Consider the following 11,943-nt stretch of genomic DNA (forward strand, 5'->3'; position numbering starts at 1 on the left):
CCTGAAACCAGAAACGAACGTGACGGCCTAGCCCTCTTGTCACGGTTTGACAAGAAAGGCTGTTTTATCAAGCAAATTTATTATGCACTAAATGAAGAGGCGGAGCCAACATGTGGCAAGTGACAGAATTAATACCGCATATTCCGAAAAATATTGAAAATAAAGCGCCCCGGTTATTTTTTGCCTTGTATTATAAAACAGACGATGATGCTTTTAAAAAAGCCGCTCAAACATGGCGCGATGAAATCAAGAAACGGTATAATTTTTCCGTGGCCATCGATGAGTTTTTCGAAAAACAAGTGACTTCGGAAAAAAGCTTTAAAGCTGCGTGGGACGAATTATATGCGCTGGCGGCAGGGGGTCATTTTGAAGTATTGGCGGGCAATCTTTTAACTCATGCTTCAATCGGTGACAACAGAAATGATGGCCTCGAATTTTCTCGATCGGATAATGAAGATGGAACCCTCAAGCACTCGGAAATCGTGGCGCTGAAAAAACTGCCTTGGGCGAAAAATGGATTTTTGATTTTATCGGGTTGCAATACCGGTTTGGCGAAGGGACGAAGCTGGATACCCGCGCATTCTTTTGCGCTGGTACAAGGTGTTCCGACGGTCGGGCAATCTGGCTACGCCTATTTTTCAAAAGACTGGATGACTTACCAGGAAACTTCCGCTTCGGATAACAGAATGTGTTTGTGGGCTTACGATAGAAGAAAAAACACCCCGACGCTTTTTTTTGGGTCTGATCGCCGGATGGCTGGAATCGTATTCAGGGTCTAAGCATGTCTAAAGCTATCAGAGGTTTTTTATCGCTTTTGCTCTTTACGGGTTTAGCCTTACATCTCGTGTTTTGGGCGTTTATTATCATACGCATCGTGACGGTGCCCGAAAACCACATTGGCGTTGATATCACAGCTTTTAATTTTTTATCTTACGGACTCATTGGGTTTGCGCTACTGGTGGGATTTATACGGAGGACATTTTATATCCCTTTGGTCGCAGTAGTTTTGGCGCTGGCATCGTTAGGAGGGATCCATTATGTGGATAAAAACAATCTGATGCTTCAATATGAGCAATGGCTATCACGAGGAATGCCAGAAAAAAGAATGCTCAATAAAGTGGATTCTGGTCGCTGAGGACCCATCTTGATCGGCTTGGATGAATTCCCCCAGCGCACGCCTTGACGCCCGAGGCTAAAACCTTAAGCTAGCGGCTTGCGGCGGCTGCGGCCGACGGTAGTCCGGGCCGCTCTGGCTATTCGAACCGATCATTATTGTGGGGAACCTTATGTCTGCTGTGAAAAAAGTCGTGCTGGCCTATTCGGGCGGCCTGGATACCTCGGTCATCCTGAAGTGGTTGCAAGACGTCTATCAGTGCGAGATCGTGACCTTTACCGCCGATCTGGGGCAGGGTGAGGAGCTGGAACCGGCCCGGCATAAGGCGCAACTGGCCGGGATCAAGCCGGAAAATATCTTCATCGAGGATCTGCGCGAGGAGTTCGTGCGCGATTTCGTCTTCCCCATGTTTCGAGCCAACGCCATTTACGAAGGCGAATACCTGCTCGGCACCTCCATCGCCCGGCCGTTGATCGCCAAGCGCCAGATCGAAATTGCAGTGCAGACCGGGGCGGATGCCGTCTCGCACGGCGCCACCGGCAAGGGCAACGATCAGGTGCGGTTCGAGCTGGGGGCCTACGCCCTCAAGCCGGACATCAAAATCATCGCGCCGTGGCGGGAGTGGGATTTACTGTCGCGTGAGAAATTGCTGGCTTATGCGGAAAAGCACGGTATTCCGGTGGAGATGAAGCGCGGCACGAAATCGCCGTATTCGATGGACGCCAATCTGCTGCATATTTCCTACGAAGGCGGGGTAATGGAAGATCCGTGGAGCGAGCCGGACGAGGCGATGTGGCGCTGGTCGGTGTCGCCGGAAAAAGCGCCGGATCAGCCGCGCGTCATCGAACTGGGTTATCGCAACGGCGATATCGTGGCCATCGACGGCGAGGCGTTGACGCCAGCCGCCGTGCTGACCCGACTGAATAAACTGGGCGGCGAGCACGGTATCGGCCGGGCCGACATCGTGGAAAATCGCTACGTCGGCATGAAATCGCGCGGCTGCTACGAAACGCCCGGCGGCACCATCATGCTCAAAGCGCACCGGGCGATGGAGTCGCTGACGCTGGATCGCGAGGTCGCTCATCTCAAGGACGATCTGATGCCGCGTTACGCCGCGCTGGTTTATAACGGCTACTGGTGGAGTCCCGAACGCAAGATGCTGCAAACCTTGATCGATGCCTCGCAAGCCCCGGTGAACGGCACGGTGCGGGTCAAGCTGTACAAGGGCAACGTCATCATCGCCGGGCGCAAGTCTGACGACAGCCTGTTCGATATGAACATCGCCACCTTCGAGGATGACGCCGGCGCTTACGATCAGAAAGACGCCGGTGGGTTCATCAAACTCAACGCCTTGCGGATGCGGATTGCGGCGCTGAAAGGACGACGCTGAGGCGAATGGTCCGGCGCTAGCCACCGATGCGCCGGGCTTGCAGCGCCCATTCCATCCTTGGAGAGAACGCTTATGCGTATTCTGCACACCATGCTGAGAACGGGCGATCTCGACCGTTCGATCAAGTTTTATACCGAAATCCTGGGTATGAAGTTGCTGCGCCAGAAAGATTATCCCGATGGCAAATTCACCCTGGCCTTTCTGGGTTACGGCGCGGAATCGGAACACAGCGTCATCGAACTCACCTACAATTGGGGCGTGGATCGCTACGAGATGGGCACCGCTTACGGCCATATCGCCCTTGAAGTCGATGATGTTTACCGCGCGACCGAGGAAGTGAAGAATCGCGGTGGTAAAATTCTGCGCGAGGCTGGGCCGATGAATGCGGGCACCACCATCATTTCCTTCATCGAAGATCCTGACGGTTATCCCATCGAGCTGATCGGCAGAAAATAACCACCGGAAATCACCTCCCTATCCCTTTTATCCCTAAGGAACCCCATTGGCCAAACCCAACTATCAGTACGAAAAACGCCAGCGAGACCTCGCCAAGAAGAAGAAACAGGAAGAAAAGCAGCAAGAAAAAAACCAACGCAAGCTGGATAAAAGTCCCACGCCTCCAGCGGAGCCGTCTGATTCGCAGAGTTAGCAACGCGCCGACCCAGACTCCCTCAAAGAGACCTAACGCTAAAAAGGAACGCAATCATGGATCGAAATCGAATGCAAGAACTGGCGCGGACGCGGCAATGGGCGCATCAGACGCTGGTCGATAAGCACTCCAAGGTTTATGAAGCCTTTTTGGCGATGGAAAGCGCGACCTACGCGGACGGCGTGCTGCCGAAAAAGATCAAGGAACTGATCGCGATAGGAATTTCGGTGCGGATCAACTGCGAATCCTGTATGCAATGGCATATCGAGCAAGCCGCCAAAGCGGGTGCGAGCTATGAGGAAGTGCTGGAAGCGGTGGAAGTCGGTATCGAAATGGGTGGCGGTCCCGCCACGGTTTCGGCGCGTTTCGCATTACAGGTAATGGAGGCGGTTTTCGGCGCGCGCTCCCAAGCAAAATGACGTTGTGGGTTTCGCGGCGCGAACGCCTCCATAAAAAAGCCGGCGCAAGCCGGCTTTTTTGATGTTGGGATTTGAAACGCGATCCGTTCGAAGCGCGTTTCAACCGAAGCTCAGGCGGTTACCGCCTTCCAGACTTCGGGCGCTTTCTCGACGCGCTTGCCGAATTCCTGGCGTTGCGCTTCGAGTTCCGGCGGCAGCTTCTGGCCGAACTTGTCGAAGAAACCTTTAATTTCCTCGACTTCGCTGGCCGCTTCGGCGCGGTTAATGCTGGTGATGGTTTCGAACTGCTCCTTGGAGAATTCCAAGCCTTGGAAGTCCATATCCTCATAGCGCGGCATGTAACCGAACGGACTTTCCACAGCGCCGACCTTGTCGTTGACCCGCTTCACGATCCATTCCAGCACCCGCATGTTTTGACCGTAGCCCGGCCAAACGAACTTGCCGTTGGCATCCTTGCGGAACCAGTTGGTGCGGAAAATCTTGGGCAGCTTCAAGCCGGACTTCTTGCCCATGTTGACCCAATGATTCCAATAAGACGCCATGTTGTAGCCGCAGAACGGCAGCATGGCGAACGGATCGCGACGGATGCCGGTGACGCCGATGGCGGCGGCGGTGGCTTCCGAGCCCATGGTCGCGGCCATGAACACGCCGTGGTTCCAGTCGTAGGCCTGATAAACCAGCGGGAAGGTCTTGGACAGGCGGCCGCCGAAAATGAAGGCCGAGATCGGCACGCCGGCGGGATCCTCCCAAGCCGGGTCGATGGTCGGGCACTGCGAGGCGGGCGCGGTGAAGCGCGAGTTGGCGTGCGCGCCTGGCTTGCCGGCATCCGGCGTCCAGTCGTTGCCCTGCCAGTCGATGCCGTGTTTGGGCGGCTCGACGCCCATGCCTTCCCACCACACGTCGCCGTCGTCGGTCAACACCACGTTGGTGAAGATAGTGTTGGTTTTGATCGACTCCATCGCCATCGGGTTGGAATCATAGGAGGTGCCGGGCGCGACGCCGAAGAAGCCGGCCTCGGGGTTGATGGCGCGCAAAGTGCCATCGGGACGCGGCTTGATCCAGGCAATGTCGTCGCCGACGGTCAGCGCCTTCCACTTGCCGAAGCCCTTGGGCGGCACGATCATGGCCAGATTGGTTTTGCCGCAGGCGCTGGGGAACGCCGCCGCCACGTAGGTCTTCGCGCCTTCGGGCGATTCCAGACCCAGGATCAGCATGTGTTCGGCCAGCCAGCCTTCATCGCGGGCCATGGCCGAGGCGATGCGCAGCGCCAGGCACTTCTTGCCGAGCAGAGCGTTGCCGCCGTAACCCGAGCCGTAAGACCAGATCTCGCGGGTTTCGGGGTAATGCACAATCGCCTTGCGGCTGATGTCCGGCTCGCACGGCCACGGCACGTCTTTCTGACCGGGTTCGAGCGGCGCGCCGACCGAGTGGACGCAAGGGATGAAAAAGCCGTCGCTGCCCAGGGTGTCGAGCACCTTCTGGCCCATGCGGGTCATGATCCGCATGTTGACGACCACGTAGGCCGAGTCGGTGATCTCGATGCCGATCTGGGCGATCGGGCTGCCGATCGGCCCCATGCTGAACGGGATGACGTACATGGTGCGACCGCGCATACAGCCCTTGAACTGCTCTTTGAGCTGCGCGCGCATTTCGGCCGGGGGCGCCCAGTTATTGGTCGGGCCGGCGTCTTCCTTGTTTTCCGAGCAGATGAAGGTGCGGTCCTCGACGCGCGCCACATCCGACGGATGGGAGCGGGCGAGATAGGAATTGGGGCGCTTGGCTGGGTTCAGCTTGATGAAGGTGCCGCCTTTCACCATCTCTTCGCACAGGCGATCATTTTCTTCCTGCGAGCCATCGACCCAATGGATGCGCGCTGGCTGGGTCAGTTCGGCGATTTCATCCACCCATTTCAACAACTTGGCGTTGCTGGTCCGGTTTTTACCATCATGAGCGATTGCCATTGCTTAAATCCCCTTTGGTATGGAGTGCGTTGGGGTTGAGAAACCATCAGGAGGTGCCGGTTCATCATGTTCCGCGCGGAATTTCGACCGAGCGCAACTCTTGTAGGAGCCGGTTGCACAACAAGACGCAAGGTTATCATCAAGCGGGTCGGGACGCCACCGACGACGCGCCGCGCCACGTGATTGCGGTTTCGCCGCTTTTTGAACCCTCGGTGGGGCAGGCGGGAATCACAGACGAGACCCGCAATAATTAGAGAGCCACCATGATCGATGACAGTGTCCTGCTAGGCATCCAAAGAAGACCCGCGCCCGATCCAAACCAAACAGTGAGCGTGACGCCGGACCGGCGTGCCGGCCCAGCGGGGTTTTCTCCCGTCGTGCCCAAAAAGCGGCGAGGAATCATTGCGGGCCTGCTGCTGGTCGCGCTCGCGCTCGGCGTCAGCGGGTTGCTACCGTGCTGATTTCAAGGGCAAACCAAGGTGGGATTCTGCCGGGCCAACGCCGCGCAGGCGTCGAGCAGCCCCAGGCGTGGCATGCCGGCCGGTGTTGAGCCGGCGACTGGCCTAGCGGTGGCGCGCAGCACGGTTCTGATCTGATCGGGCGTCGCTTGCGGGTTCTGTTGCAGCAACAGGGCGACGACGCCGGTGACATGAGCGGCGGCCAGCGAACTGCCGGACATCAGCGTGTAGCTGGCGTTCGGCGACAGCGCGACCACCTCCACGCCGGGCGCGACCGCCGCGAACGAGAGGCCGGACCAGCGCGGCGCGGCGATCCGGCCGTTCACGTCGCAAGCGACCGCCGGGATGACGGTATCGAGCGACGCGGGAAACCCCGGATCGTGCGGATTGTCCAGCGTCGCCACGACCACGATGATCCCGTTCCGCTCGGCGGCCGCCAGCAAGCGCGCCAGCAAATCGTCCGTCGGTCCGCCGAGGCTCAAGTTCAGCACCTTGAGCCGGTGGGTGATGGCATGGTCCACCGCTTTCGCCAAAGTCCAACTGCTGCATCGGGCCTTGCTTGCGGCCGGGTCTGAATACCAACACGCTTTGAGCACCGTCAGCCGCGCGCCGGGCGCGATGCCCTCGTTTCCACCCCCCGCGCGGGCGCCGATGACGCCGGCCACCGCCGTGCCGTGACGGTCGCTGCGGAAGGAAGGTTCGCCGCCTTCCACGAAGGTGGCGATTTGCGCGATCTGCCCGCGCAGGTCGGGATGGTCGGTGTCGGCTCCGGTGTCGATGACCGCCACCGCCACGTCGCGACCGGTGCTGGCGCGGTGCGCTAGATCGGCTCGCAACTGTTTCGCTCCATAGGCCAACTCACGATACGGATTGCTCGCTCCGCCTTGCAAACCTTCGAAGCTTTGATTGGGCTGGACCAGCACGACTCGTGGATCAGCGTTGAGCCGACCGATTACCCCAGCCATGGACTGATCGGCGGGCACCTGAAAGACCAAGCACTGCACGCCGATGGAGGTCAGCGGGAATTCGCCGACCGGTCGGAGCCGGTATTGCGTCTGCAAGTCACGGCTGATGGCCGGCCAGTCTGGCCGCGACCGGTCGGGCAGCGCCACGATGATCTGACGGGCCTGCAACTGTTTGGGAACGCCGGGTTCGTCGATGGCCGTCGCCGGCGCAGAATCGGCTTGATCGGGCGAACCAGCGCAACCGAACAGCACCGCCAGTACGGCGGCGACCACGCCGCTTGAGCGCCATTGCTTCGCGGGTCTCATGGATGATCTCCGTCGGTAGCTGCTTCGGCCAGGCGAACGTGATGGCGGGCGCGCAGCGTGCCGAGCGCGGCGGCGCGGACTTGGTCCGAACGCGCTCCCGCCGGCAGGGTGACGGTGTAAACGCCGAGCGCCGTGGGCCCGGCGACGATGCTGCCGTCGATTTCTTGCAGCAGGCTTTGGATATCCTTGGCGGTGGCGGCGTCGGCAAAAACGATCCGCAAGCGCGGCCCTGTCGCCGCCGGCGGTCGGGGGGCGCCCGACAAGGTTTCATAGTCCGAAGGCAGGCGCGTTCCAGGCAGCGCGATCACCAGCAACAGCGCCGCCACCGCCAAGCTTTCCAGCGCCAGCGTCCAGCGCACCGGGTTGGGGGTGGCTCCCAGCCAAACGCTCAGGCGTTCGAGCAAGCGGGGGCGACGGGTTACCGCCGAGGTCGGCTCGCCTTCCTGTTGGTCGATTTGCGCCAGCAGGCGGTCGAAACCGTCCGGGGCCGGTTGCCAGACTTCTCGTTGATTTTCTTGGCCGATGGCGGTTGCAAGCGTCCGGCATCGCGCCACTTCGGCACGGCAGGCATGACAGTGCGTGAGGTGCTGTTCGACCGCGGCCGTTTCGACCGGAGTCAGGGTGCCATTCGCATACCACGGCAGCAGCGCTTCGATGGCCGCGTGCCGATCTAGCGGCCGGGGGGCGGGCGGAATCATGGGCATGATGGGGTTACTCCTCCTGCGCCGTGGCAACGTCCCGATAGCCGCGCCGGGCCAGCAGTTGGGCCAGCCTCTTGCGGGCGTGAAACATCCGGGTTTTGACCGTGTTAAGCGGGCAGCCGACGATTTCGGCGATTTGCGGATAGGCGAGTTCCTCACCGAACGCCAGCTCGATCACGCTGCGATGCTCGGTCGAAAGCTGTTCCAGCGCCCACTGCAAGATCCCACCCAATTCCCAGCCCAATACGGTTTGTTCTGGGCCGTGCGGGGCGGCCCGCAGGGATGGCTCGCGATCCTCGGCCTCATCCAGCACGTCCGGCGCTAGGGTATCGATGGACTGGTCGGCGCGAAAACGCCCGGTCCGGCGCAAGGTCTTGAGACCCTTGTTATGGGCGATGCCGAACAGCCAGGTCAAAAGCTGCCCGGCGGCGGGGTCGAAGCGGTCGGCGGACTGCCAGAGCGCCAGCATGGTGTCGTTCACGGCTTCGTCCACCAGTTCGGGCTGTTTCAGCAGCTTGAGCAGATAACGTCCGACGCGCGGCGCGTAGCGTTCATACAATTGTTTGAGGGCGTGGCGGTCCTTGCCCGCCACCGCGCGGATCAATTCAAGATCGGTTGTTTCGGCGGCGGTCCCAGCGCTAAAGCGCGATGGCGCGGGGTGCTGGCTCATCGGTTAGAGTCTCCTCGGAGGCCGGAAGCGCGCATCCGCTCGTTAAGTATTCCCCAGCGGCGTATTAAAGGTTCAAGACGGTCGTATCGGCCAGCGGCCTTTTTTAAGTATAGGCGTTGGCCCCGCGCTTGAGCGTTGTCCGCGTTTGCGCGTGACGAGAGTCACGCAGGCTATGACTGACCGTGTGCAAGTGTCGACTCCTCCTCGCAAGAACCCGAGGGGCGATTTCGCAAGTGACCCTTCAATTTTTGATACATCAGAATCAAACTTGAGTCGTGAGGAGCAGTTTGTAACAATGTAATCTCATTCGAACACAGCTAAAGTCTGGGTGGCTGCTCTAAAAAGGGGCGAAGGTCATGAAAATCCTTATATCGAAAATGGGATTCAGCGGCTTGATGCTAAGTTTCGCGCTCGCGGTGGGATTGGCAAATCCTTTGGAACTCGCCCGCGCCGAGACGCTCAGCATTGGCGGCACAGGTTCCGCGACCCCGCTGATCGAGCTATTCGCGCGGGCTTACCGCCAGCTCAAGCCGGAGGTCGCGATACAAGTGCTTGACCCGCCGATGAGCAGCAATGCCTCGATTCGCGCGGTTCTGGAGGGGGCTATCGATCTGGCGGTTCCGGGCAAATCGTTGACGGAAGAAGAAAAAGCCAGGGGCGGTCAGGATTGGGAGTTGGGTCGCACCCTCTTTCTGGTAGTCAGTTCCAAGCCGGAGGCACAACCCGGTTTCTCTTTAGAACAACTGGCGGCGATTTATGAGGGCAAGGTCACGACCTGGGCCGATGGATCACCGATCCGGCTGGTGTTGCGTAGCCCGATGGAGTCAGACACGTTGGCGTTGCGCAAGTTGTCGCCGGTCATGGATCGGGCGGTCGAAGCGGCGCTGGCGCGGTCCGGTATGCTGGTCGCCGCTAACGATTTGGAGAATGTGGAACTGTTGGAGAAGACCCCCGGCGCCCTCGGCACCACCAATCTGGCCTTGATACAAGCCCAAAAGCGGAAGCTGTATCCCATCCCCATCAACGGCGTGACACCGACTTTGGCCGCTTTGAACCAGGGCAGTTATCCTCATGCCAAGCGGCTTTATCTGACGCGCGGACCCCGGTTATCGCCGGCTGCCCAAGGTTTTATGGAATTCATCCTGTCAACGTCCGGACGCGAAGTGCTTGAGCGGGCCGGCTACATTCCCGCCGCGCGGCAACCGTGAGCGGGCGCTTTCAGCGAGATCGCCTGTTGACCGCCTTGGCCGGCGGCTTGGCGGTCGTGGCGACGCTGTTGCCGCCGGCGGGGTTTTTTCTCTGGTCGTATCGGAATCTCAGCGGAGGATTGGAAAGCGAGGTTCGCATCGTCGCGGCGGCGGTCTCGGAGCACATTAACCATAACGCCGGCATGTGGCGCTTCCAAGCCGAACGACTGGAGGCGGTCATGCACAAGTACGCCAACCTCCAGCGCGGTTACGCCGTGATCGACCAGCAAGGAACTCGTATCGCCCGGCTGGCGCCGCCGGTTCTGGTCGCGCCGACCTTGAGCCGCGCCTATCCATTTTATGATTTCGGGGCCGAAGCCGGCAGGGTCGAGGCCATCGTTTCGCTGCGGGATTTAGTGGTGGAGACCGCGCTGGTCGCCTTGGCCGGTCTGGGGCTGGGGCTGCTCATTTTTTTTCCGCTGCGACTCATTCCCTTGCGCGCGTTGCGGCGGGCGACGCGGGCGCTGGTGGACAGCGAAAATGCCTATCGGCAATTGGTCGAGCTATCCCCCGATGCGATTTACATCAATCAAAATGGGCGCATCGCCTACATCAACGCCGCCGGAGTGCGCATGTTTAGAGCGGATTCCGCAGCCTCGCTGCTGGGTACCTCGTTTTGGGATCGCATCCATCCCGACTCTCATCCAGTCGTGCGCGAGCGGTTGCAACAGCTTCAGGCGCTGAGAACCGCCGCTCCCTTGCTGGAAGAGTGCTACCTGCGGCTCGACGGCACGAGGTTTCCGGTGGAAGTGGCCGCCGCGCCTTTTGTCTACAAAGGGCAGCCAGCGTTACAGGTCGTCGTGCACGATCTCACCGAGCGCAAGCGGATCGAAGGATCGCTGCGCCAGGCCCGCGACGCCGCCGAAGCCGCCAACCGGGCTAAGTCGCGGTTTTTGGCCAATATGAGCCATGAAATCCGCACGCCGATGAACGGGGTTTTGGGCATGGCCCAACTACTGGCGGAACAAACGCCGCTCACCGACCAGCAGCGGCATTATCTGGAAGTTTTGACGGACTCTGGCACGACGCTGCTGCGCATCATCGACGAAATCCTCGATTTCTCGAAGATCGAGGCCGGTAAATTCACATTTTCGGAAACTGTTTTCGACCTCCGGCAGCGAGTGACCGATACGTTGCGGATGCTGGTTCCCCAAGCCCGCCGCAAGCAACTGGAGCTGCGATGGAACGTGGCCGCCGATGTGCCGCTTCGCGTGTGCGGCGATCCCGGTCGGCTGCATCAAGTCCTCGCCAATCTGGCCAGTAACGCCATCAAATTCACCCAGCGCGGGAGCGTTCGGGTTGAAGTGGTTCGCGACGGGACCGAACAGATGGAGGACGCCGGCGCAGCCTGTCGGCTGCGCTTCACGGTGCAGGATACGGGGATCGGTATTTCCGAGGAAGCGGGCGCTCGCCTGTTTCAACCCTTCGCGCAGGCGGACGATTCCACGACGCGCAAATACGGTGGCACCGGCCTCGGTCTGGTCATTTCCAAGCAAATCGTCGAAATGATGGGAGGGCGGATCGACTACCAGAGCGCGCCGGGACTGGGAACGACTTTTTGGTTCACGGCGAACCTGACGGTCGCCGCGAACGAAGCCAAGTCATCGTCGCTTCGGATGGACGGGGTGCAACGGCTCACCGGGCGGGTGCTGCTGGCTGAGGATAATCCCGTCAATTGCTTGGTCGCCGAGGAGATGCTGAAAGGACTGGGGCTAGAGGTGGAACTGGCGACCGACGGGCGGGAGGCACTGGACGCTTGGAGCCAGCGCCCTTTCGACATCGTGCTGATGGATTGCCAGATGCCGGAGATGGATGGTTTCGAAGCGACCCGGCAAATTCGCGCTCGCGAAGCAGCCGAACCCCAGCGAGCCAATCCGCGCCCAACTCCCATCGTCGCGCTGACCGCGAATGCTTTTTCCGAAGACCGGGAGCGCTGCTTGGCGGTCGGGATGAACGATTATTTAGCCAAACCGTTTTCGCGGAACGATCTTTACGAGACGCTCAGGCGCTGGGTTCCAGATCGAGCTTGAGGCTTGTTCCGCTTGAGATGTGCCGTGCGGGAC

Annotated in this window: 13 protein-coding genes; 9 read left to right on the forward strand and 4 right to left on the reverse strand. The window is 59.9% G+C overall.

The window, feature by feature from the left end; genetic code table 11:
• The first annotated feature begins 110 nt into the window (after positions 1-110).
• From IPK09_02185 to IPK09_02210, 6 genes are all read left to right on the forward strand, one after another.
• A complete protein-coding gene (locus IPK09_02185; GenBank protein MBK7982423.1) occupies positions 111-779 on the forward strand; it encodes a hypothetical protein in 669 nt (222 codons plus the stop codon).
• 2 nt (positions 780-781) lie between these two features.
• A complete protein-coding gene (locus IPK09_02190; protein MBK7982424.1) occupies positions 782-1,135 on the forward strand; it encodes a hypothetical protein in 354 nt (117 codons plus the stop codon).
• A gap of 151 nt (positions 1,136-1,286) precedes the next feature.
• Positions 1,287-2,504: an argininosuccinate synthase gene (locus tag IPK09_02195; protein MBK7982425.1), complete on the forward strand. Its 1,218-nt coding sequence runs from the start codon at positions 1,287-1,289 to the stop codon at positions 2,502-2,504.
• Between the two features lie 72 nt (positions 2,505-2,576).
• Positions 2,577-2,960 (forward strand): lactoylglutathione lyase, encoded by a 384-nt coding sequence (gene gloA, locus IPK09_02200; protein MBK7982426.1) that lies wholly within the window; start codon positions 2,577-2,579, stop codon positions 2,958-2,960.
• 46 nt (positions 2,961-3,006) lie between these two features.
• Positions 3,007-3,153 (forward strand): hypothetical protein, encoded by a 147-nt coding sequence (locus IPK09_02205; protein ID MBK7982427.1) that lies wholly within the window; start codon positions 3,007-3,009, stop codon positions 3,151-3,153.
• A 71-nt stretch (positions 3,154-3,224) separates the two neighbouring features.
• Positions 3,225-3,572, forward strand: a complete 348-nt coding sequence (locus IPK09_02210) for a carboxymuconolactone decarboxylase family protein (protein ID MBK7982428.1) — start codon at positions 3,225-3,227, stop codon at positions 3,570-3,572.
• A 110-nt stretch (positions 3,573-3,682) separates the two neighbouring features.
• On the opposite strand, the gene IPK09_02215 is transcribed toward IPK09_02210, so the two are convergent.
• Positions 3,683-5,533 (reverse strand): phosphoenolpyruvate carboxykinase (GTP), encoded by a 1,851-nt coding sequence (locus IPK09_02215; GenBank protein ID MBK7982429.1) that lies wholly within the window; start codon positions 5,531-5,533, stop codon positions 3,683-3,685.
• Between the two features lie 263 nt (positions 5,534-5,796).
• On the opposite strand from IPK09_02215, the gene IPK09_02220 reads away from it, so the two are divergent.
• Entirely contained in the window at positions 5,797-5,994 is a 198-nt protein-coding gene (locus tag IPK09_02220) for a hypothetical protein (protein MBK7982430.1), read from the forward strand.
• A gap of 2 nt (positions 5,995-5,996) precedes the next feature.
• Here the strand turns inward: IPK09_02220 and IPK09_02225 are convergent, their stop codons facing one another.
• Genes IPK09_02225 through IPK09_02235 form a run of 3 tightly spaced genes read right to left on the reverse strand, consistent with a single transcriptional unit; the run spans position 5,997 to position 8,633 of the window.
• Entirely contained in the window at positions 5,997-7,262 is a 1,266-nt protein-coding gene (locus IPK09_02225; GenBank protein MBK7982431.1) for a S8 family serine peptidase, read from the reverse strand.
• Entirely contained in the window at positions 7,259-7,966 is a 708-nt protein-coding gene (locus tag IPK09_02230; GenBank protein MBK7982432.1) for a zf-HC2 domain-containing protein, read from the reverse strand. Before IPK09_02230 ends, IPK09_02225 begins: the two co-directional genes overlap by 4 nt.
• A 7-nt stretch (positions 7,967-7,973) precedes the next feature.
• On the reverse strand, positions 7,974-8,633 hold the full coding sequence (locus IPK09_02235) for a sigma-70 family RNA polymerase sigma factor (protein MBK7982433.1): 660 nt from the start codon (positions 8,631-8,633) through the stop codon (positions 7,974-7,976).
• A 356-nt stretch (positions 8,634-8,989) separates the two neighbouring features.
• Here IPK09_02235 and IPK09_02240 point away from each other — a divergent pair, with 356 nt between their 5' ends.
• Complete coding sequence (locus IPK09_02240) at positions 8,990-9,841, forward strand: substrate-binding domain-containing protein (protein ID MBK7982434.1); 852 nt, start codon at positions 8,990-8,992, stop codon at positions 9,839-9,841.
• Positions 9,838-11,910, forward strand: coding sequence for a response regulator (locus IPK09_02245; GenBank protein ID MBK7982435.1), 2,073 nt, complete (start codon positions 9,838-9,840; stop codon positions 11,908-11,910). The genes IPK09_02240 and IPK09_02245 overlap by 4 nt, the downstream gene beginning before the upstream one ends.
• Positions 11,911-11,943: the final 33 nt, after the last annotated feature.

The organism is Candidatus Competibacteraceae bacterium (assembly GCA_016713505.1).
Lineage (GTDB): Bacteria > Pseudomonadota > Gammaproteobacteria > Competibacterales > Competibacteraceae > Competibacter_A.

What these genes read in the sequence shown, in the direction of transcription:
- IPK09_02210 (MBK7982428.1), top strand. Translation starts at nt 3,225, where the DNA reads ATGCAAGAACTGGCGCGGACGCGGCAATGGGCGCATCAGACGCTGGTC.
- IPK09_02230 (MBK7982432.1), bottom strand. Translation starts at nt 7,966, where the DNA reads ATGCCCATGATTCCGCCCGCCCCCCGGCCGCTAGATCGGCACGCGGCC.
- IPK09_02235 (MBK7982433.1), bottom strand. Translation starts at nt 8,633, where the DNA reads ATGAGCCAGCACCCCGCGCCATCGCGCTTTAGCGCTGGGACCGCCGCC.
- IPK09_02220 (MBK7982430.1), top strand. Translation starts at nt 5,797, where the DNA reads ATGATCGATGACAGTGTCCTGCTAGGCATCCAAAGAAGACCCGCGCCC.
- IPK09_02225 (MBK7982431.1), bottom strand. Translation starts at nt 7,262, where the DNA reads ATGAGACCCGCGAAGCAATGGCGCTCAAGCGGCGTGGTCGCCGCCGTA.
- gloA (MBK7982426.1), top strand. Translation starts at nt 2,577, where the DNA reads ATGCGTATTCTGCACACCATGCTGAGAACGGGCGATCTCGACCGTTCG.
- IPK09_02240 (MBK7982434.1), top strand. Translation starts at nt 8,990, where the DNA reads ATGAAAATCCTTATATCGAAAATGGGATTCAGCGGCTTGATGCTAAGT.
- IPK09_02215 (MBK7982429.1), bottom strand. Translation starts at nt 5,533, where the DNA reads ATGGCAATCGCTCATGATGGTAAAAACCGGACCAGCAACGCCAAGTTG.
- IPK09_02195 (MBK7982425.1), top strand. Translation starts at nt 1,287, where the DNA reads ATGTCTGCTGTGAAAAAAGTCGTGCTGGCCTATTCGGGCGGCCTGGAT.
- IPK09_02190 (MBK7982424.1), top strand. Translation starts at nt 782, where the DNA reads ATGTCTAAAGCTATCAGAGGTTTTTTATCGCTTTTGCTCTTTACGGGT.
- IPK09_02185 (MBK7982423.1), top strand. Translation starts at nt 111, where the DNA reads ATGTGGCAAGTGACAGAATTAATACCGCATATTCCGAAAAATATTGAA.